Genomic DNA, 21,153 nt, shown 5'->3' on the forward strand with positions numbered 1-21,153 from the left:
GTATTCCCGCGGTGAACCAGACCATCGGGTGTCCCATTTTTCGCCAGAACCACCCTAAAGAGGAGCGATGGATCGGCTGTGCTCACTCCGGCTTGGGCCGGTGTAACTTTTCCCACGAATGGGCCGCTTCGTCGCGGACCACGGTGTCGACGTGCGTGCTTAGAGATTGCAGCATCTCGCGGGAAGCGTCGGTGTCGATCTCGCCCAACGCTTCGGCGACGTTTGCCAACGGGCTGGGGACCAGACGCTCTTCCGACCAGAACTTCGCGGTCCAATCCCAGGCAATCGCCGGGGACCAGCGGGCCACGACCGGCAGCAGTTGGCTGGCCTGATAAACCTTATCGGCAGCCAGGGCTCGCTCGATCGCCGCGACGACCTCTGGTAGCAATTCGGCATAGCCGCTGCGGGCCAACGCGTATTTCAGGTCCGAGCGAAAGTCGCATTCCCCGTACAACGCCAGCAACTTGGAATAGATCCGCCGCTGGTCTTCTTCGCGGCGGGGTGATTCCCCCAGCATTTGAAACAGGTGAACCGCTTCGGCCAATTGATCGAAGACGTAGTTATAGCCGTAGATCGAATGCCGCACTTCGACGCCATGCTGGTCGATCCGCAGATCAATGAGTTGCTCGAGCGTGTCGAGCCCGGCATCGAAGCCCCACGCCGCCAATACCCGGGCCGCTTGCTTGCGGGCTTCCCAGTCTTCGTGCGAAAGCGTCTTGAGCAAGATCTCGACCCGCGTTTCTGACGGCGCATCGAGCAGTTGCACTTCGTCCAGACCGATGACGTCGCCTTCGTCGTCGCAGTATAAGGCCGCGTAGATCAGGCTTTCAGGATCGTCCCATTGCATCGGCTGAAAACCTTCCGTCGCGGCGTGGGCGACTAGTGATCCGATTCGGCTCGTCGTCCGATTCGGAAACGAACGGGCGGAAGTACCAGCGTTTGATCGCGCCGAGCGTCTGCCCCACGTCGTCGGCGGCCAGCTGGGCACATGGGATGAGGAACAACGTCACCACGGTGGCGAACATCACCCCGAACGCGAGCGACGCCGCCATCGGGATCAGGAACTGAGCTTGCAGCGACTTGTCCATCAGCAGCGGCACGAGCCCGACAAAGGTGGTCACCGAGGTGAGCATGATCGGACGGAAACGACGCGCACCGGCTTGCAGGGCCGCTTCTTTCAAGCTGGCACCTTCCGAACGCTTCTGGTTCACGTAGTCGACCATCACCAACGTATCGTTCACGGCGACCCCTGCCAGGGCCAGCATACCAAACACCGACAGGTACGACGGCGTGATATCCATGAAGATATGGCCGAGCAGGGCACCGATGATCGCGAACGGCACCGCCAGCAGCACGAAGAAAGGCTGCCCCATCGACTTGAGCGCGATCGCCAGCAGACCATACAGCACGAAGGCCAACAGGCCTGAGCCGATCAGCGTCATTCGCTGGGCATCTTCCGCTTCGGCGACATAGCCGACGTATTGATAACTGAGGTGATGTTCCTGGCACAGCTCATGGATCTTGGGGGATAGCTGATCGGCGATCGCCAGGATATCGACCGCCGCGTCGACCGGAGCGGCACCGACGCGGAGGATCTCGGCACCGTTCTTCCGTTCGACCGAAGAAGGGGCCTGGGTGAAGACGACCTCGGCGATCGTCGACAGCGGAACGTCGGCCCCGCGCGGTGTGCGGACGCGCATCTGTTCCAGGGTGTGCAACGTTTCGCGCTGCTCTTGCGGCAGACGAACCATCACGCGGATGCTGTCGATGCCGCGCTGCAGCCGCTGGGCTTCCGCCCCGAAGAACGACTGCCGCACTTGCTGGGCGAGCAACTGCTGCGTCAAATCGAGCTCGGCCGCTTGCGGCTTCAACCGCAGTTCCAGCTCGTCTTGACCGTAGTTGATATTGGCCCAGACGGTGCCGAACTCTTTGTATTCCTGCAGCATCGCTTTGATCTTCCGGGCCACCTCGGCCTTCTCAGGCGACATTGGCCCGCGCAGTTCGATGTTGAGGTTCTCGTTGTCGATGTTACGATCGCGGCTGATGCTGGAATCGGATCGAATGCGGAACTCGGTCGCTTCGGGAATCGGGCCGATCAGTTCGTTCCAACGTGCCGAGAGATCGCTGTTCTTCGGACCGCTGGCACTTCGCAGCGAAGGGGCAAGGACTTCAAACGTGATCGCTCCGCGCGACTTGTCGAAGCTTTGATGGATTCGGGCGGCACCGACGATCTTCGAGATATTCAGCACCAGCGACTTGCCGGTCCCTTCGTCGACGAATTCGCGCTGGACCTGCAGCAGGGCGTCTTCGATCCGCTTCATATAGCGGGCAGTCGTTTCGATCGAGGTATCGTCCGGCATATCGAGCTCGGCCGAGATTCGCTGCTTTTCGACCGACGGATACGCGACGAACTCCATCCGCCCGCTCAAGCAATAACCGGCCATCAGCAGCATGCAAGTCGCGAACAACGCCAGCACCGACATACGATGCCGCACGGCAAACACCAGGGCTGGCTGATAGGCATGCTCGATGAAATATTCCAGACCGTCGGCGATCTTGGTTTGCACCCGGGTGATCGGGTTATCGTGCGGGATCGGCCGGAGATGCTTCAAGTGAGCTGGCAAGATCAGCTTCGATTCGATCAACGAAAAGAAGAGAACCGGCGCGACGATCGGAGGAACCTGCGAGGCGAAATCGCCCCAGCTGCCCTCGAAGAACATCAACGGTATGAACGCGACCATCGTCGTCAACGCACCGAACGTCACCGGGATGGCGACTTCGTGGGTGCCTTCAATGGCCGCTTCGAGTGGAGGGAGTCCCTCCTTCATTTTCAGGTAAACGTTTTCGCCGGTGACGATGGCATCGTCGACCACGATCCCCACCACGATGATGAACCCGAACAAGCTCATCACGTTGGCGGTCACGCCGAACCAGGGCATCAACAGCACACCGCCGGCAAAGCCAACCGGAATGCCTGCCACGATCCAGAACGCCAGGCCTGGTCGCAGAAACAAACCAAGCAGCAGCATCACCAGCAGGCTACCTTGGACCATCGATTCGATGAGGGTCGACAACCGGCCGCGGATTTCGACCGACTCGTCATCCCAGATGAACAGCTCGATCCCTTCAGGGAAGCGCGTCCGCGCGTTGGCGACGTACTCGTGCACCTTGTCCGAAATGTCGATTGCGCTTTCCTTGCCGGTGCGCAGCACTTCGACAAACAGGGCAGGACGGCCGTTGAATTCGACGATTTTCTCGCCTTCCTCGAAACCATCGTTGATGGTTGCCACGTCCCCCAGCAGCACGTCGGAACCATTCGACGCGCGGATCGGAATGGCGGCGAACTCCGCTTCGGAATAGGCCTGACCGCGCGTCCGGACGATGAACGTTCCGCTGGCGCTTTCGATCGAACCGGCGGGCAAGTCAATCGAGAACTGCTGAATGGCGCTGGTCAAATCTTGCAGGCTCAAGCCGTACGCCAACAGTTTGGCCGTATCGACTTCGACACCGATCTCGTATTCGCGATCCCCTTGAACCTGGGCGCGGCTGACGCCTGGCAAGGTGATGACGTCCTCTTGCACCTGACGGGCCACCTCGCGCAGCTCGTGCGGGGAAAGGTGCCCGGTCACGGCGATGCTCAGCACTTCCCACCAGTTGGAAGAGTCGGGAATCGAGATCTGGGGACGCTCGGTTTCATCGGGGAAAGTGGTGATGGTGTCGATGCGGGCCGAGATGTCTTCCATCAACTGCCGCAGGTCGCTGCCTGGTTCCGCTTCGACCCAGATGCTGCCGTTCCCCTGGCGACCATGGGCATTGATGTTCTTGATCCCTTCGGTCCCTTCGAGCGCTTCTTCGATCGGAATCAGGATCGCTTGCTCGACATCTTTCGCGGTACCACCACGATAGGTCATTTCGATCCGGACATATTCCATCGTCCGCTCAGGCGAGACTTCCAGCGGGATGCGAAAGTAAGCCGTGTAGACGCCTGCGACCAGCAGCGCAAGCATCATGAAGTTGGCGGCAATTCCGTTAGTGGCAAACCAGCGAATCATAAGGGCGCGTTAGTTGGTGGCTTTGGTATCGTTTTCGTTCGAAGTCGACTCGGCGATCGAAATCGACGGATCGGCCGACGGGATAATCTCGATCTTGGCACCTTTCGGCGTGAAGGCCATTGGCGTCGTGGCCAGCCACATGCCAGGCGGGATCACCGAAGCTGGCACGATCACCTTCTCGGCGTCGGACCAGACTGCGTCGATCTTCATCGGCAGCAAGGTTTGATCTTCCTGGTTCACCAGCACGATCTGATCGAGTTGTCGCACCGCCCCGCGCGGCAGTGCCACCACATCTTTCAACGTTTTGCCGGTAATCGAAGCGATCACCGGCTGTCCAACCCGCAGGGGGCGTTTCTTGGCAAGTCGGCCGAAGGGATCTTCGACCCGGGCAATCGCGAACAAGTCGCGCGAGTTCTCGTCGAGCACCCCTTCGGTCCGGACGATCTTCCCTTCCCAAACGGTGTCGCTCCCTTGCAGGATGCCATCGCGAAGCTCGACCACCAGGGGAGCATCTTCGGAAAACTCCGGCAACTCCAGGAAGGCTCGCTGCTCGCCTGAGATCGGCAAACGGATCTCGACGTAATCGACCGCGAAGACTTCACCCAGCGGCGTGTTGGCTCCGGCCAGTTGACCGATACCCACCAGCTTCGACATCACGCGGCCGTCAAACGGCGCGATGATCTTGGTGCGCGAGAGATTCAACCTGGCGGCTTCCACGGCGATCTCGGCGAGCGAGACGTTGGCTTCGGCCTGATCTTTACTGGCGGAAGCCGTTTCGACTTCCCCTTGCGAGACGGCGTTCGATTCGACCAGCCGCAGCTTGCGTTCGTGCACCAGCCGGGCGAGTTTCAAGTTCGACTTGGCGGCGTCTAGTTCCGACTCGGCGACGGCCAGGGCGGTTTCGTAATCGGTCGGGTCGATTTCAACCAGCACGTCACCTTTCGAGAAGTATGCCCCCACCTCGAACGATGGGCTGATCTGCGCCACAGTTCCCGAGACCTGCGCGGTCAGGGTCACCTGGTTGTGGGCCTGCACAACCGCGTGCGTGTGAACCACGACGGGGTAGTCGGTGGTGTGCATCTCTTCGACGCGCGTCCGCAGCAAGACCTTCTTCGGTTCTTGTCGCGGTGGCTGCTCGACCTTCGCCGAAAGGACCTGAAAACCGACGACACCAGCCGCCAGAATCACGCACGGAATCGCCAGCCGCAGCAGCAGTCCTAGAAGGGAAAAAGATTTGTGTGAGGACGTTGTCATATATCAAGAACCAGGTTGGATCGCTATCAGCAGGAAATCGTCTGCAGGAGGGGGAGCCGTCAGTCAGGCAGCGCCCCCAAAAAAGTATGATTCATCGGGGCGGAAGGTGGGCATTAAATCTGGGGAAGTCGGGTAGGTGTTCTTCGCTCGGAAAGCTTGATTTCCCCTGCGCTTGGGCCAGCGGTTGCCCACAGCAAGTGCCAGCGGCGACTCTACCGGTCGTTCGGGTCGTATCGAGTGTACGGAGCCAGCGGGCAGAGTCGCGTTAAGCTGTTCCGGCAGACCGGGATTGATTGTACCACTCGCACCGGATCCTCCGATGGCTTGGCAAGTGCGGTCTGTTCCAGTGTTGATGGTTTTCCGAGAAATATGATGCGAAGAGTTCGAAGCCAATCCGCAAGCCGCTTCCACCTTTGGGGGTTGTCGCTGGCTATTGCGTCGATGGGATTCGCCGCCTCGGGATGCACCACGAGTCCGCGACAATGGATCGCCAACGGATTCAAGGTGGGTCCCAACTACTGCACGCCGGTCGCCGATGTCGCCCCTGACTGGATCGATGCCAACGACAAACGAGTGATCAGCGACCCGGTCGACGCCACCGCCTGGTGGGCGACGTCGTTCAACGACCCGGTGCTGAACCAACTGGTGACCGAGGCCTATTCGCAGAACCTGACCGTGCAGCAGGCAGTCGCTCGTATCATGCAGGCCCGCGCCCTGCGTCAGATCGCGGTCGGCAATGTCTTTCCGCAGCAACAAGCGGTGGGTGCCGACTACTCGCATAACCTGACGACGGGAAGTGGTTTCGACCGGCACTTCAGTTCGTGGCGAGGGCAGTTCAGCCTGGCGTGGGAAATCGACTTCTGGGGGCGTTATCGCCGCGCGGTCGAAGCGGCCGACGCCGACCTCGACGCCGAGATGTACAACTATGGCGATGTGGTCGTGACGCTGGTGGCCGATGTGGCTTCGAACTACATCGATATCCGCACGCTGCAAACGCGGTTGGAATTGGTCAAGTTGAATGTTGAGAACCAACGCAAAACCTACGAGCTAACTGAAATTCGTTTCCGCAATGGCGAGTCGAGCGAAGTCGACGTCCAGCAGGCCAAGTCGAGCCTCGTGCAAACCGAGGCCTTGGTGCCCCAAGTTGAAATCACGTTGCGGCAAACGCAAAACCAACTGTGCGTCTTGCTGGGCCGGCCCCCGGAAGACATCGACGCGATGCTCGGCGTCGGTACCATCCCGGATGTCGCCCCGGAAATTGTTCTGGGCATACCTGCCACCACGCTGCTGCAGCGTCCGGACGTTCGACGTGCCGAACGTGACCTGGCCGCACAAAGCGCGTTGATTGGTGTCGCCGAATCGGAACTCTATCCACACATTACTCTGTCAGGAACGGTCGGCCGCAGCGCGAACCAGTTCAAGGACTTGTTCCGCGCTGGGTCGGGTTTCGGATCGGTCGGGCCTTCGGTCGACTGGAACATCTTGAACTATGGCCGCATCAGCGGACGCATCGAGTTCGAGGATGCTCGTTTCCAGGAACTGCTGGCCATCTATCGCCAGTCGGTGCTCGATGCCAACCTGGAAGCCGAAAACGCGATCGTTCAATTCCTCAAATCGCAGGAACAACTTCGTCTGCAGTTGGAAGCCGCCGAGGCCGCCGACGAGACCAACCGGTTGATCACCTTGCAATTCGAGGAAGGGGAGGAAATCGACTTCAACCGAGTCTTTAGTGTTCAAAACACCAAAACCCAGCAAGAAGTTGCGGCCGCCCAGGCAAAAGGTACCGTCGCCCAAGGGGTGGTCTCGATCTATCGAGCCCTGGGTGGAGGCTGGCCGTCGCCTTACTTGACGCAGCCTTATCCTTATGTGCCAGAGCCTGTTGACCCGCCGGCAGTACCGGAACCAGTCGACGCGCCGCAGCCCAATGAGCCGCTGCCGATGATTGATGCTGTACTGGAGCAACCGGTCGATAACGGAACCGATAACTAACGGCCTCGCTACGACTTCCGTCGCGTCGGCAGTTGCCGGCGCGTCCTCATTCGGTTCATCCTCACACGAACTTCTGGCCGGTTCAAGCCTTCTCATTACCCGACGTGCCCCCAAATAAAGGGAATTCCGGGCAAGCCTTTGAAAGCAATCCGCATTCCGCCTCGAAGAGGGCGATCCGTTTTCGCCTTAGGGCCAATAACGGGGAAAAAGAATATTCCAAGCGATTTCGCGCTCCCCCCCAACTGCACGGTCGGCACGCCACGAAAAGGACCTCACATCGAAGCCCTTCAATGCGTTGAACCGAAACGGCCAACGCTGCCCCAAGAATGCATGAAGGCGATCGCAGTCCAGTGGGGGCTACGATCGCCTCGGGAGTGTATCGCGCGAAAGGGCTTTTCGAGTGAATGAAGCTTGCGATTCTGCGCCGGGTTAGTCGACCAGGTCGAGCGTCAGTTCGTGCGGACCTTCTTCGGTCACTTCGGCCGTCAGGCCCGACTTGATGAAGTCGGAGTACTTGGCCGGAACGTGGAAGATCGCTTCGCTCCGCAGGATACGGTTGCCAGTCGGATCGTTGGGGTCGCTTTCCGAGATCAACTCGCTTTTGTCGACCGCCACTTTATAACTGCCGGCGAACACGCCGTCGCCAGCTTCCAGCGTTCCCATGTTGGCAACGCCGTTGCTGTCGGTCAGACCGTTGGCGTAGGTCCCTCCGTCACTGACGAAGATCACCACCGCTTCTGAAATCGGAGCCCCGTTGTAGTTCACGGTGACTTGAAAGGGAATCTTGCCTGGTTCCAGCGATCGGCCACAGCCCACCAACGAAACCAACAGCAGCACCGCCATCCCCACACACGTATGTCGCATCATGGAATTCTCCTTGCCAGATTGCCATGGCAGAAAAACGACCGGCCAGCAGGCGCCGACCGGTCGAGGGTAGGGGGAAGGCTTAGTTGTTGTAACTCACCGCTTCGCCGGCCGACTTGGTGCTCATGGCACCCCACACGCCGTAAGGGCTGGCCGATCCGGTGTCGGGATAGCCGCGATAGCCGGAACCCTGGTTGCCGGTATCGACCGTTTCAGAAATGAACCGCACCGAGCCATCCATCAGGCCAACATTGACGCCGCCTGGGTGATAACTGGTAGGCGACAGCAGGTACTGGCTGCCACCATGGCTGGTTCCGTCCGAGATCAACACCGAGTTCGGAGGTGTGGCGGCCATCACCGCGGTGAAGAGGATCGCCCCATCCCATGCTCGGAAGCCACGTAGAGGCTGGCTGCTGAAGACACCGACCGTCGAGATGTATTCCTTGGTCTGCTTATTCAGCAGCGGCGTTAAAGCGACTGGGTACCAGCTGGTCGAACCAGGCTTGGTCACCACCGCGCCGTAGCTGCGATTGCTTTGCGGACGAACCCCTTCCGAGATCCCCATCGTGTTGCTGGTGCCGTCGGTGATCGACGACATCTTCGACCAGGCATCGTTCAGGAACACGCCGGAGTTCATCGTGCCGGAGGTATAGGTACCCCCTGGGTACGAGCGGTAAGGACGATCGCCGACGAAGAAGTAATAGTCGGCGATCCCTGCGGTCTGAGTCGGAGCTTCTGGCGACTGTTCTGGACCGGCATTGCTGGGGCACAAGTACGAGCTGACGGTGCTTTGCCAGACAGCGTCGCTGGAATCGTACGGACCGACCGCGGAAGCCATCCCCTTGTCGTACAGCGCGGACTGTTCCATGAACGGAAGCAGCGCGAAGCGGGCATTTAAACGATTGTTACCTGCGTAGGAAGAGGCCCCTTGAGGGTTCCCGGCACGCAGCGCGGGAAACGCGTTGTGGGTGTCGTGATAGTTGTGCAGTGCGATACCCAACTGCTTTTGATGGTTGGTGCATTGCATCCGGCGAGCTGCTTCCCGTGCTTGTTGCACGGCGGGCAGCAGCAAGGCGATCAACACCCCGATGATGGCAATCACCACAAGTAACTCAACCAGTGTGAAACCGGTTCGGCTTGAGATTCTCATAAGTTGACCCTGCGAAGCGATGAGATATAGAAGAGGTATGGCTGCAGGATTCTAAAGATTTGTTCAAATCGATGTCAATAATTTATCAACCCACTATTCCGGGGTAATGTGGGAAGATCTTCTATTGGCTTGCGTCGAACAGAAAGCCTGAATCTTTTGTTTGGCGCGATTAACGGGTGGGAGGTCGCCACTACCCCCGAAAGCCTGGAGCCGAATCGGAGTTATTTTTCACTCGAATTGATATATTTTCCACACGCCAAATCATTGGGTTTGCGGGAAGCGTGCTTTGGGTCAGGTTCGGGCGCATGGCGGACTCGCTGAGACTTCGCTGCCCCTGGTGCGCTCTCGCCTCCGTTCGGCCAGTTTTGTTGGTCAACAATCCGTTATTCTACCAGGCCCTAGCCCGAGACTGCGCATCCTCTGCTGGCTCTGCATTCTGCGTGTTCTACTTAAATCCCAAAGGGGCAGTTTGCTGTTTAAGGGAACTGAAATTTGCCTAATCAAGGTCGCCGTCAGAGTAGAGCAAGAAAACACAGCAAAAATGAGTAATACCTTGTTTTTTGATGTTTTCATCCCATAAGAGAGGGGCTATGAAAAGGGAATCCGAATAATCCCCCTCTTAAATCATGCCTTTCAGAGAACCCCACCTCATGTCGAAAACACGCGGATTTACGCTCGTCGAGCTGTTGGTTGTGATCGCGATTATTGGCGTCTTGATTGCCTTGCTGTTGCCAGCCGTGCAACAGGCCCGCGAGGCAGCTCGCCGGATGCAGTGCAACAACCAGTTGAAGCAGTTGGGTCTGGCCCTGCACAACTATCACGACACCTTTGGTTCGCTCGTCTATCGCAAAGGGGGCACCGAGAGCCCGTCCGGCACGACCGATTACAACCTCTCGAATTTCGGACGACGCAGCGGATTTGTTTCGTTGTTGCCGTTCTTTGAACAGAACGCGCTGTGGGAACAAATCAAGTCAGGCGGTACCAATCTGTCGAACACCGGCGATCACCGTAACCCGGAAGGTCCTTCCGGCTGGCAGGCGGGCTGGGCTGGCTGGCGGAACGCTCCTGACATGCTCGTATGTCCTTCCGATGCCGGCGTTCCTGACAACAACGGTCCTTACAACAGCTATGGCTTTGTGATCGGCGACCGGATGGATGGTGCCACCAACGACATGAACCCACGCGGGATCTTCGGTCGGGTACGCACGACCCGCTTCGCCGAAATCACCGACGGTACCAGCAACACGCTGATGATGAGCGAACGCCTTTGCGAAGCCGCCACGCCACGTCCTTCCGCAGGGCATACGGCCGGCAACGACGAGATCCAGTACAAGCTGGCCGTTGCCGTCGGTGTCTCCGGCACGAAGGCTTCACCCAATGTTTGTTACACGGCGGTCAGTGGTCGCTACTACACTTCGGGCACCCTCGTCCAAGGACGCTGGGGTGTGGCGTGGACTGATGCCCAGCCGATGTATGTCGGCCTGACCACCATCCTGCCACCAAACGCTCCGGCATGCACCGACGACACGGGTAACAACGGCGATCGCAACGACGTCTGCATTCCGCCCAACAGCGAACACCCAGGCGGTGTGAACGCGTTGTACGCCGATGGTTCGGTTCACTTCATTACCGAAACGATCGACACCGGCAACCTGAGCGTCTCACAGCCTGCCAGCGGTCCTAGCAACTACGGCGTCTGGGGTGCCCTCGGCTCGAAGTCGGGCGGCGAACCCTTGAGCGCTCCTTAGTTCGCTCGGCTTGTCCTTGCGGACGAATTACCTTCCCACCTTGGCCTGGCCGGCCGATCGATCGCCGGCCAGCTTGCCGCACGGTTCACTTTCGCCCCGGCGTAGGCCGGTGGCATCTTCCTTGCCAACACCTTCCTTCCGACCTTGATTAGGTTCCTTCCTGATGAACGTTCTTGAATCTCGCCTCGCGCGTGTTGCGTTTTGCTTTGTCGCCAGCTTGCCACTCTGGTCGGGCTGCAGCTTTGGCCCCGCCGGTCCTGGCACGGTGCCGGTCTCGGGCAAGGTGACCTACGATGGCAAACCGGTCGAAGCGGCGATCGTGCAGTTCAAGCCCAACGGTGGCGAAAAGGCCGAAGGGGCAGTGGGTCGAACCAATGCCGAAGGGCAGTTCGAGATGACAACCCGCGAGTTCTCCGGCGTCATGCCAGGCAAGTACCAGGTCACCGTCTTCAAGTACGAATCGACCAAACCTGCCGCTAAGCCGCCAGCCGCCAGCGAGAACGAAGAAGAGGCATACACGCCGCCGAACGACAACGCCCGACCAGCCCCAGGTCCGAAGAACTTGCTTCCGGCCAAGTATGCTCAGCCTGACAAATCAGGTCTGACGGCCGAAGTCACTGTGGGAGGCGCGAACGAGTTCCTCCTGGAACTGGTCGACTAACCACACCGTATCGCAAAGAAGGGCCCAACGAAAATCGCGTGCGTTGGGCTCGCGATACGCGGGTGACGACTCACCTCGAGAGAATCACTTCCCGGCGCCGCGTCTTATTGGTCGTCGGGGCGCGAAACGGCTTCGACCTGGGTCCAGAAGTCGGTTCCCATTTCGCTCGAGATCGCCGAAAGCAGCCGCCGCATCTGGTGCATCTTCGCTTCCAGCAAGCCTTCCTTTTCAGCTCGGCGAGCCATGTACCGCGGGTGCAGCAGCATGTGGGCGAAGGTTTCGGCTTTGTCTTCTTCCACGCCAGTCGTCGCGTACTTGGAAACGAACCCCGGCACGGCGTCGGTCAGCAGCGACATCGTGTCATCGCCTTGGGCATTCTTGCCGCCGCTTCCATAACGGAAGCCTTCCGGTAGCAGGCCCGACCAGGCATCGTCGGCGTACAGCTTGCCGTCGTCGTGGACATCGACCATGTGAAACAGTTCGTGATGGATCACCAACTGCTTGTAGCTGGCCAGCTTGCCCGGCACGACGTCGTAATAGAGTGTGTTGTTTTCCCAACTGGGTATCGCACTGCGTTTCTGCCCGGCGAATTTCAGTCCGTTGCACAGCACGACGTGCTGAATCTTCGCCTTGCGGAGAAACTCGGAGGGATAGAGCATGATCTCCGGGAGGAACAGCTTGAGGTAATCGTCCCGCTCTTTTTCAGAGACCGCTTCGCCGGTGATCGCCCCGTACGAGCAATCGACCTGAAACGTGTCGTTGGCCACCTTCAGCGTGAAGGGGACTTTGCCATCCAGCTCGGCCGGGAAGAGGGGTTCGAGGAAAACAACCTCTTCCGCAGCGGCCGGAAATGAAAAAAGACTTGCCGCGATCATCACCATCCACCACGTCAGACCTTGCTGGCCCCAGCCCGGATTGCGCTTGCGATCCATCAAAGCGTCGGCGTGGTTGGTGACTTTCAAACGGACAAGTCCTTCGGTTTTCTTGGGTGTTGAACTCCGACCCGCAGGCAGCGTTGTAGGTCTTTGTCCGACAGTCCCGTTTAAGAGGCAGCAGCCTGAATTCAAAGCTCATCTCCGAGCGATGAATGAAGGCTTATCGACTGGAAGGTCGGCCAGATGGTTTAGGAGGCACCTGGCTTGGCGTGGCAGCTGGCGGGGCCAGCATCTGAGGGCCACTTCCTGCGGCGTCACCGCTACCGGTGCTGGAGGTCGAATGTGGCGTCGAGGCAGAGCCAGAGCATCCGATACCGCCGAGCAGCAGTACAGTCATCAACATCGAGACAGCAATTCGAATCATTTTATAGTCAAGGTCTAAAGGTAGTCAGTTTAAAGGGCACAAAGGCCGGGAGGACGATAGAGACGACGGCCTCCCGACCTTCGTACTTTCAACAACGCCGGAAGAAATCTCGCACGCCTCGTTGGATCGGCGCGACGTGCGAGGGTTTCAGGCTTGCTTAATAATCGCCAATCACGCGGCCATCGGCACATGCCGACAGGTAGACGTAGGTGCTGAAGTCGATCGTCAGCGGAATGAACTGAACCGAACCGTCAGCCATTGCGAACTGAACGCCACCTGGGTGTTCCGAGGTGTTGTGGTACCACGAAGCTTCGCGTGGCCCCTTCAGACCCCAGCCGGTTGGCAGTGGGCCGGCACCGAGCCAGAAGTAGTTGTTGCCGTCGCCGCCGGTCGCTTCACCGTACAGGAACGTATTGCTCGAACCGTCGGTCACGTCACGCAGACCAACTTTGGTCCAGCTTCCGAAGATACCAGCGTAACGGCTCTGCTGGTTTTCCAGACGACCCAGGTAGCCGCCCGTTGGCAGGTAGCTGGTGAACTGGTAGTCGCCGTTGCCGGTCACATAACCCGAGAAGCCATAGCCCGAACCGGTCGACGAACACTTGGCACCTTCACCACCACCATCTTCGCAGTTGGCTTGCAGGTTCAAGAAGGACGAGTCGCCGCGGAAGGTATCCGAAGGGCAGGTGAATGCGTTGACCTTGATCTTCGCGGCAGCATTGGTGCCGGGATCGTAGTTGTAGTACCAGTGGTACATCCAGTCGCCGTCGTTGCCGTAGCACCACGAGGCCGTACCCTTGGCACCAGCGCGACGCTGTTCCATGGACTTCCAAGAATCCATCTGGTTGTAGAGAGCGTCTTGCTCAACGTAAGGCAACAACAGACCGAGCGAGCTCACACCGCTGTTGTACGTGAACGAGTTTCCATTGCCACAGTTGGCATCAGCCGAAATATCACCGGCTTGGAATGAACCGAACGTGTCGTGGAACGTAAGCGAAGCCAAGGCGAGCTGCTTGAGGTTGTTCCGGCACTCGGTTCGACGAGCTGCTTCACGAGCCTGTTGTACCGCGGGCAAGAGAAGAGCGATCAACACGCCAATAATGGCGATCACCACCAGAAGTTCGACCAGCGTAAAGGCAGATCGGCGCACACCGGCAGTAGGTCCTGATTGAGGCAAAATCATGACATCATCCTAACAAATAGAGAGAAAAAGATAACGAGTCGGAATGATGGGGCGAATTGCAGATGGGTGTGCCCGCCACCCAACGATTTGGTCGCTGCCTGGGGGCGGACTCCACAAAGTGTTTAACTAGTTTGTGCTTGTTTTATGAAAATGTCGTGGCGATTTTTGTTATCCACGATGCGGAATTTGTACAATTGGGGCCTCGTCGATTTTCTCTCCCCAATGTTGCCCCTCTTTCCTCGAAGCGCTTCGTCGCCTTGCCTCTGATCTCAGCACGCTGCTGACCAATAAGCTTCCAGTCGGGCAATTTTATTTCGGGCGAGCTGCCTGAAAACACGGCAATTCCGCTGATTTCGCAAGCAATCACGGTCGAACTTAGATTCTTCGATGCGTTTTGAAGTGGATATCCGCAAGAAATTTTGGCTCGCGTTTTGCTGTGACTAGGATGAAGTCACCTCGCTGCGAACCCAACTTTTATCCCCACTTTTGGCGTACCGCTTAGCGGAAATACGGACCAGAAGTGCGGAATTCATACAATTTGTCCTAGCGCTCTTTTGCGCATTCGATAATTCCCTTATCAAATCACGCATGCGAACCTTCAAGCCTCACGGGCTGAAATCTCGTGAACTTATATTCCAGAAGCTCCCTGGGATCGCCGAAGCGGAAAAGCTCTTCGACGCGCTCGATGACGTGCTTTTCTGCGTCAAGGATCGCAATCTCCAATACATCGGCGCGAACGACGCATTTATCCGTTCGGCCGGCGTTCGATCGCGATCCGAGCTGCTCGGCAGGTCAGCATTTGATCTCTTTCCCCAGGAATTAGCGGCATGCTACGAGCAGCAGGACGAAGAGATCCTGGCCAACGGCAACGGGCTGAGCGACCGCTTAGAGATGGTTACCCGCCGCGACGGCGACATCGGCTGGTTCGTTTCGCAGAAGACCTTGGTGTGCGATAACAACGGCGAATTCCTCGCGATCTGCGGCATCTCGCGCGACCTGTCCCTCACAGCATCGGCCCCGAAAGAGAAGAAGCTCGACGCGATCGCCGAGACGATTTCGCTGCTGCACGAGAACTATGCCCAACCTTTACGGGTGATGGAACTCGCCAACAAGGCGGGGCTGTCGGCAAGCCAGTTTGCCCGTCGCGTTCGCGTGATGACGGGACTCACACCGCGGCAGATTTTGACGAAGGCCCGAGTCGAAGCCGCAGCGGTCGCCTTACGTGATACGAATGACGCCCTTGGCGTGATCGCTTCGAATTGTGGCTTCTACGACCAGGCCTCGCTGACACGGCATTTCAAAGCGGCGACCGGCACCACGCCGGCCCAATACCGCACGACCTATCGGCATTCGAGCCGTCAACGCCACTAACCTGCCGCAAGGTTCCCCTGACCGTTGACGTTTGTCAGGGGAACGTTCTTCCGGGCGGTTACTCTTTCGGCAACTCGATGCCGGCCTGCTTGGCCGCTTCGGTATCGATCTTCGCGATCGCTTCGCTCAGGTACCGCTTCCGATAGTCGGTCACACTTTCATAGAGCGTCAGCAACCGAGGCAGCGCGACCTTGGCGGGCGGGCCAATCTTGCCGAGCGTTTCGATCGCGGCCGCTTGCGTCTGCTCGCTTTCATTCAGCAGCGCAACCAATCTCGGTACGAGGTCGACGATCTGCTCGGGATAGTTCCCCAGGCCAGTGATCGCCGCGCGCTGTACGTCGGCGCTCGGATCATCGAGCTTCCCATTGAGCGCGGTTAAAAGCTGCTCATTGGCCTCTTTCTGGGTGGAAAGCGCACCGATTGCCGCGACGCGCTGTTCGTCAATCTTTGAATCGAGTAGCTTCATCAGCGGTGGCGTGAACGCTGGATCGTAGTGGTCCATCGAACGAATCGTTCTTTCAGCCGCCAATTGCCACTCTGGGTCCTCTGTGGCCAGCGCATCTACTACGATCGGGGAGAGCTTGAACCGCTCTTCGATGACGTAAGCCTCGGAAAGTGCTTCATATTTAAGCACGGGATCATCCAGACGGCGTTGAAACTCAGCGACAAGTGCGTCGGTTGGGGCTTCGATCTTGATAATCGTCTGGGCGATTTCGAGCAGCGATTCCGTTTGCGGCAACCGCGCATCGATTTTTGGCCCGGCACTTTTCGCAGCGGGTCCAATCTGCCGCAACGCTTCCATCGTATCGTAGTCCAGTTCCAGATCTTCGAACGCTGCGACGATGTCGTCGACCGCCGGTTCCGCGGCCGGACCGATCGCGTGCAACATGCCCATGGCCATCGCCGCCTCATCGGTCTTCGACTGCAACACCTCTTGCAGCCGAGGCAAAACCGGCGCGGCATGTTCTTTCATTTCTGCCAGGACCCGCGAAAGACGCCAGTCCCAGTTCTCAGGCGGCTGCTTCAGCATCGCTTGCAGCGGAGGAAGCAGTTCCGGAGCATCTGGCTTCAGCACGGCCAACAAGAAGAGCGATTCGCGTTTCACCGCTTCGTCCGGCGATTGAAGTCCCTTCGTCAGGGCCGGCACAAGCTCTTGCGAGAACGGTTCGTCCTTCCGAGCCTGGTGGGTGATGCCGGTCATGTACGAATTGATCAGGCGAGCTTTCACCGTGGCGTCTTCTTCGGTGTCGATCCGCTTGGCCAGTTCGGTCAGCTGAGCCGCGTTGAAGTGCCGCGCGATCGGCCTTCGCGAATAGTCGTCTTCCATCTTCGCCAGCGTGTCGATCAACACGACCGTCAGCTCCTGGGAATCGTTATCCGATTCCGCCAACCGGCGGCCTACCTGGGATTGGGTTTGCTCCGGCAGGTCCGGCAATTGCTTGATCAATCCCGGGACGATGACGTCGGCTTCCTGTTTCCGCAGCAACATGCTTTCGACCAGCACGTCGGTGAAGTCGTACTGTTCGAGGTACAAACCTGCCAACAGCTTCGGTGCCAGCTCGATATCGGCGGCGTCCCCCAAGGCCAACAGCATGGCTGCCGTCGTCGCGATCGACAGGTCGTCGCTTTCCAGCAGCGGTTTCAGCGCCGCTTGCACGGCGGGGTCGAGTGGTTCGACTTCCTGGCCACCGTAGCGGTTCTGAATGTTCGCGGTCAGCGCGGCCAGACGCAGTTCATCGGACAGCTCTGACGCGCGGATCCCTTCGACCAGCTTCTCGACCCCGGTTGGGCCTGCCAGGAAGAGGCACTTGCCGATAGCGCGAATGTTCTCGCGGCGCTGGTATCGGCCGACCTCGTCGTCGGAGGTTCCGAGCTGCGAGGCGAGCGTTTCTATCGCTTTCGGGCTGAAGACGAAGTCTTTCAGTCTGGCACTCACGATATGAGCCGCCGGAACGACGGTCGCTTCCTCTTCCAGCATCACGGCCAACGCCTCGCGTGTGGCAGGGCTTTCCAGGCTGCTTCGCTCCAGCGCCTGACGGGCCGCGCCGGCAATCTCGGGGCTGCCGGTGTTCATCACCATCAGCATGGCGGCTTCGACCTTCGCCTGAGTTTCGGGCGAGATCATTTCGTAGTACGGCATCTGGTAAATCGCGTTCAACTGAGCCGGGCCTTCTTCGCTGGCCGCTTGCACCAAGATGTCCATCACCTTGTCGCTTCGGTCGCCAAGCTGGCTCAGGGCGATCGCACTCCAGGTTCGCTGCACGGCGTCTTCCGATGCCAGGGCGTCGTACAGTTTCTGGAAGCGATCGGTGTACTGCGGAGGCACGGTCGAGTCGAGCCAGCCCATCGCATTGCTACGCTGATGGTCTTCGATATCGGCCGACAGCAGATAGTCGATGGCCTGAGGCGTGACCGCGCGACGCAGCATCCACAGTTGCTGGTTCTGGCGACCACTCTGATCGTTCATCGCGGCGATGAAGGCGAGGCCCAGGATCTTTTCAGAACGATCTCCCAGAGCAAACAACTGCTGGGCCGCCTTGGCGCGGACCGATTCGTCGTCGTCGTCGAGCAAAGTCTGGCTGATCTCGCGCTTCTGATCGTCCGAGATGTCAATCTTGTCCAGCAGGGCAAGCGAGTTCGCTTTCACCTTCGGGCTTTCGCTTTGTAGGCCTTGCTGCAGCACGGCCGGCGCGTTCTCGCCCAGGTTCGTCAGGAACGTCTCAACCGCTTCGTCGTCGTCCAGATCGAGCAGCCCCAGGCCCAGTTCCACCACGGCTGGGTTGGCGGGGTCAATTTTCGCCAGCGCGGCAACCGCCGTGTCGGGGATGCCGTAGGCGTCGTTCTCTTGGGCGGTCTTGATCAACTGCGGTACGGTCGACTTCGCTTCGGCCCCCATCGCTCCGAGCGCGATGATCGCGTTTTCGACGTCGCTATCATCTGTGCTCGACAGCAGTGGCGTGATCGCCGGGATCGCATCTTTGGCGGCGGGGCCCAGCTTGGCAATCGTGTCGAGAACGACATTGCGGTTGTCGATGTCTTCCAGCAGCTTAGGGACAAGCTTGACGAACTCCGGACCGCCAGCCTCGATCGCGCCCAGGGCTTGGATCGGGGCGGAAGGGTAATCCCACGTCTTGATACATTCGATAAGCTGCGGAACCGCCTCCTTCGCCGCCGGGCCGAAGGCAACCAGCGCGTCGACCGAATCGGTTTTCAGGTCATAATCTTCCGACTGCAAGTAACTGGCCACCAGCGGCGTGAGCGAAGCGGCTTTCGGGCCGAGCTTGACCAGCGTCGGGATCCAGCGGGCTCGCTTCTGATCGGAAGGTGCTTCTTCCAGTTGCTTCTTGATCGCGGCGACCAGGTCGTCGGCCGGCAAATCGAACTTGGCGATCAGCGCGGCGTTCTGCTCCATGACTAGGGCATAGAAATAGCTTTCAGGATTGACCTCGGCCATCACCTTCTTGGCGAACGGCTCGATCAAGTCGCGCTGGGTGCCGATCGCGGCCAGCGTTTCAAGCTGTACGGTGCGGATGCTCTCGGTATCGTCGAACACCATCGGATCGAGTTCAACGTTGATGATCGCCGGCACCAGGCTGCTGGCGTCGTCTTCGTAGACGCGGACTTGTCGCAAGATCGTTTCCAGCAGCTTCGGATTGCCATTCTCGATCAAGGCTTGAAACTTGGAGAGGGCTTCCGGTTTGCGAACGCTGCATAGCATGTCGATCGCTTCGCGGTAGGTCACCACCGGACCGTCGGTCGAGACCGCCTCCAGATAGACGTCGTAATCAGGGTTCGCCCCGCGTACCCGCATCAGCAGATCGATCGCGGCAACATAAAGGTGCGGCTCGTCTTTCTCCTGCGCCACCTTGCGGGCCAGTTCGGCCAGTTGCTCGCCGTCGTCCCCATCGAGATTCAGGTCGAGTCCGTCGGCCAGGCTTTCCAATCCGATCAACGCGCTGATGCGGCGACGCACCGGCAGTTCCGGATCGACCGCCATCTTCTTCAGCATCGGAAAGAAGGTCGGGCCACCGTCTCCGAAGATGCCATAATAGCTGCCGTCACGCTCTTCCACATCTTTCAGCAGCAAACTCAAGCGAATCTCGTCCGCACCATCACAGTTCGCGAGGGCATCCTTCGCTTTATTTTTGCTGTAGCCAGGCTCTTCGTTCTCGGCCGCACTGACTAGGGCGTCTAACAGCTCGGGCGGAAGTGGTTTCATGTTGGGCAGGTTTTCGTAGACTTCGGCCCGAACGAAGTTGTCTTTATCTTTCATGAGCGTCAACAACGCCTGCGTCACCTCTTCGGTCGGTGGCTGAATGCTGCAGAGCCCTGGCACGGCGTACTTCTTGGCCGAGTTGCTTTCCGACTTGGTCGCTTCGATCAACGCGTTGACGACCCAAGGGCTTTTCGCCGGCAGTTCCGACAAACCACGAATGGCCCGGTCCGAGAACCAACTATCTTTGTGCCTGGTCGCTTCGAGCAGCGGCTTCTCTTCCCCCAGCTTGCCGAGCGCGATCGCAGCCGCCTCGCTGCGGCCGTAGCTGGTGACGGCGATCTGGCTGAGCTGTTTGGTCGCTTGCCGTCCATAATCCCCCATCTCGCTAATGGTCTCGATCACGAGGTCCCCGTGGATGAAGTCGTCGTCTTCGAGAAGCTGCATCAACATCGGCATCGTCGCCGAGGCATCGGGGCCCGAAGACTTGATAATGGTCAGGGCCCGCCGCGAGTGATCGCTCTGGAGAAACGGCACCACTTCCCCCATTGCCGAGCTGATATCCAATTGCCGCTCTTCGCTGGTCTGCACATCCCACAACAATTCGAGCGACGCACCGCGGACGAGGTCGCTTGGATCTTGCGTGCCGGTCCGCAGCAACGAGACAATCTCCGCGTCGCGACCCTTCACCCAGCGCACCATGTGCCACAGCGCATCTTTACGCGACTCGGCGTGCGGGTAGGTGAGGAAAATCTCTTTCAGCTTATCGAAGTCAGGCTCGTCGTATTCTTCGAGCGTCCGCTGAACTTCTTCACTGACCGATTGGTCGGCTGGCATCTCTTCGCCTGAGAAAGCCGCGGCGATCGGTGGGGCGTCGGCCACCTTCAGCACGAAGGGGACCTTGCCGTCCCCGTTGGTTTCGGTGGGCGGCTGTTCGGCCTCCATCGCTTCGGTACCGCTCGGGTCGGCTGGCTCGGTCGTCGATGGCTCCTTCATCGACGATTCGGCATCGTCTTCCGAGGCTTCCACCTTGGCGTCGCCGTCCTTGATCGAGGCCTGCCGGATCGGCTCGTTCAAGGTCCCTCGGCTGTCGTTCTGCTGCTGCAGATCTTCGGCCCGTTCGGTCCAAACACCGCTGGGTCGATCTTTGGGTGGATCACTATCATTACTCGCGATATCGTTCTGACTTGAACAACCAACCAGCAGTACCAACCAACCGAAGCGAACCAGAGTAGATCGATCCATCACGAGACCTCAAAAGCGGAGCAGGGGAGAAGTTTCGAGGCCAACCCGCTGGCTAAAGTTGGGCCCCCCAAAAAAGGAAGTGTGCATTGTTCCTGATTTTGCAGGGGCCTGCAAACACCTGGCC

General features: G+C 59.0%; 13 protein-coding genes. 4 read left to right on the forward strand and 9 right to left on the reverse strand.

Annotation, left to right across the window (positions count from 1 at the left end; translation table 11 throughout):
• Positions 1–82 precede the first annotated feature (82 nt).
• Genes AB1L30_RS13890 through AB1L30_RS13900 form a run of 3 tightly spaced genes read right to left on the reverse strand, consistent with a single transcriptional unit; the run spans position 83 to position 5,306 of the window.
• Positions 83–847 carry a hypothetical protein gene (locus tag AB1L30_RS13890; protein WP_367014022.1) on the reverse strand — a complete coding sequence of 255 codons (765 nt, stop codon included), beginning with the start codon at positions 845–847 and terminating at the stop codon, positions 83–85.
• Positions 828–4,052 carry an efflux RND transporter permease subunit gene (locus tag AB1L30_RS13895; RefSeq protein WP_367014023.1) on the reverse strand — a complete coding sequence of 1,075 codons (3,225 nt, stop codon included), beginning with the start codon at positions 4,050–4,052 and terminating at the stop codon, positions 828–830. The genes AB1L30_RS13890 and AB1L30_RS13895 overlap by 20 nt, the downstream gene beginning before the upstream one ends.
• Before the next feature lie 9 nt (positions 4,053–4,061).
• A complete protein-coding gene (locus AB1L30_RS13900; RefSeq protein ID WP_367014024.1) occupies positions 4,062–5,306 on the reverse strand; it encodes an efflux RND transporter periplasmic adaptor subunit in 1,245 nt (414 codons plus the stop codon).
• A 441-nt stretch (positions 5,307–5,747) separates the two neighbouring features.
• Here AB1L30_RS13900 and AB1L30_RS13905 point away from each other — a divergent pair, with 441 nt between their 5' ends.
• Positions 5,748–7,295 (forward strand): efflux transporter outer membrane subunit, encoded by a 1,548-nt coding sequence (locus AB1L30_RS13905; RefSeq protein WP_367014025.1) that lies wholly within the window; start codon positions 5,748–5,750, stop codon positions 7,293–7,295.
• Between the two features lie 429 nt (positions 7,296–7,724).
• Here AB1L30_RS13905 and AB1L30_RS13910 read toward each other — a convergent pair whose 3' ends face one another.
• Positions 7,725–8,162: a hypothetical protein gene (locus AB1L30_RS13910; RefSeq protein WP_367014026.1), complete on the reverse strand. Its 438-nt coding sequence runs from the start codon at positions 8,160–8,162 to the stop codon at positions 7,725–7,727.
• A 79-nt stretch (positions 8,163–8,241) separates the two neighbouring features.
• Entirely contained in the window at positions 8,242–9,309 is a 1,068-nt protein-coding gene (locus AB1L30_RS13915) for a DUF1559 domain-containing protein (protein ID WP_367014027.1), read from the reverse strand.
• Between the two features lie 650 nt (positions 9,310–9,959).
• Between AB1L30_RS13915 and AB1L30_RS13920 the strand changes: the two genes are divergently transcribed.
• Both AB1L30_RS13920 and AB1L30_RS13925 read left to right on the forward strand, forming a co-directional pair.
• Positions 9,960–11,057 (forward strand): DUF1559 domain-containing protein, encoded by a 1,098-nt coding sequence (locus tag AB1L30_RS13920; RefSeq protein WP_367014028.1) that lies wholly within the window; start codon positions 9,960–9,962, stop codon positions 11,055–11,057.
• 163 nt (positions 11,058–11,220) lie between these two features.
• The gene (locus AB1L30_RS13925) at positions 11,221–11,718 is read left to right on the forward strand and encodes a carboxypeptidase-like regulatory domain-containing protein (protein ID WP_367014029.1); all 498 of its coding nucleotides are present in this window, start codon (positions 11,221–11,223) and stop codon (positions 11,716–11,718) included.
• Between the two features lie 104 nt (positions 11,719–11,822).
• Here AB1L30_RS13925 and AB1L30_RS13930 read toward each other — a convergent pair whose 3' ends face one another.
• From AB1L30_RS13930 to AB1L30_RS13940, 3 genes are all read right to left on the reverse strand, one after another.
• Positions 11,823–12,680, reverse strand: coding sequence for a hypothetical protein (locus tag AB1L30_RS13930; RefSeq protein WP_367014030.1), 858 nt, complete (start codon positions 12,678–12,680; stop codon positions 11,823–11,825).
• A gap of 133 nt (positions 12,681–12,813) precedes the next feature.
• Positions 12,814–13,017, reverse strand: coding sequence for a hypothetical protein (locus tag AB1L30_RS13935; protein WP_367014031.1), 204 nt, complete (start codon positions 13,015–13,017; stop codon positions 12,814–12,816).
• 157 nt (positions 13,018–13,174) lie between these two features.
• A complete protein-coding gene (locus tag AB1L30_RS13940) occupies positions 13,175–14,200 on the reverse strand; it encodes a DUF1559 domain-containing protein (protein WP_367014032.1) in 1,026 nt (341 codons plus the stop codon).
• A 588-nt stretch (positions 14,201–14,788) separates the two neighbouring features.
• Here AB1L30_RS13940 and AB1L30_RS13945 point away from each other — a divergent pair.
• A complete protein-coding gene (locus AB1L30_RS13945; protein WP_367014033.1) occupies positions 14,789–15,571 on the forward strand; it encodes an AraC family transcriptional regulator in 783 nt (260 codons plus the stop codon).
• A gap of 58 nt (positions 15,572–15,629) precedes the next feature.
• On the opposite strand, the gene AB1L30_RS13950 is transcribed toward AB1L30_RS13945, so the two are convergent.
• Positions 15,630–21,029, reverse strand: coding sequence for a HEAT repeat domain-containing protein (locus AB1L30_RS13950; RefSeq protein ID WP_367014034.1), 5,400 nt, complete (start codon positions 21,027–21,029; stop codon positions 15,630–15,632).
• Between the last annotated feature and the right edge of the window lie 124 nt (positions 21,030–21,153).

Source organism: Bremerella sp. JC817 (assembly GCF_040718835.1).
In the GTDB taxonomy this organism is placed as follows: Bacteria; Planctomycetota; Planctomycetia; order Pirellulales; family Pirellulaceae; genus Bremerella.

Excerpts from the sequence above, each read along its gene's own strand:
- AB1L30_RS13890 (WP_367014022.1), bottom strand. The coding sequence starts at position 847 with ATGCAATGGGACGATCCTGAAAGCCTGATCTACGCGGCCTTATACTGC.
- AB1L30_RS13895 (WP_367014023.1), bottom strand. The coding sequence starts at position 4,052 with ATGATTCGCTGGTTTGCCACTAACGGAATTGCCGCCAACTTCATGATG.
- AB1L30_RS13900 (WP_367014024.1), bottom strand. The coding sequence starts at position 5,306 with ATGACAACGTCCTCACACAAATCTTTTTCCCTTCTAGGACTGCTGCTG.
- AB1L30_RS13905 (WP_367014025.1), top strand. The coding sequence starts at position 5,748 with ATGGGATTCGCCGCCTCGGGATGCACCACGAGTCCGCGACAATGGATC.
- AB1L30_RS13910 (WP_367014026.1), bottom strand. The coding sequence starts at position 8,162 with ATGATGCGACATACGTGTGTGGGGATGGCGGTGCTGCTGTTGGTTTCG.
- AB1L30_RS13915 (WP_367014027.1), bottom strand. The coding sequence starts at position 9,309 with ATGAGAATCTCAAGCCGAACCGGTTTCACACTGGTTGAGTTACTTGTG.
- AB1L30_RS13920 (WP_367014028.1), top strand. The coding sequence starts at position 9,960 with ATGTCGAAAACACGCGGATTTACGCTCGTCGAGCTGTTGGTTGTGATC.
- AB1L30_RS13925 (WP_367014029.1), top strand. The coding sequence starts at position 11,221 with ATGAACGTTCTTGAATCTCGCCTCGCGCGTGTTGCGTTTTGCTTTGTC.
- AB1L30_RS13935 (WP_367014031.1), bottom strand. The coding sequence starts at position 13,017 with ATGATTCGAATTGCTGTCTCGATGTTGATGACTGTACTGCTGCTCGGC.
- AB1L30_RS13940 (WP_367014032.1), bottom strand. The coding sequence starts at position 14,200 with ATGATTTTGCCTCAATCAGGACCTACTGCCGGTGTGCGCCGATCTGCC.
- AB1L30_RS13945 (WP_367014033.1), top strand. The coding sequence starts at position 14,789 with ATGCGAACCTTCAAGCCTCACGGGCTGAAATCTCGTGAACTTATATTC.
- AB1L30_RS13950 (WP_367014034.1), bottom strand. The coding sequence starts at position 21,029 with ATGGATCGATCTACTCTGGTTCGCTTCGGTTGGTTGGTACTGCTGGTT.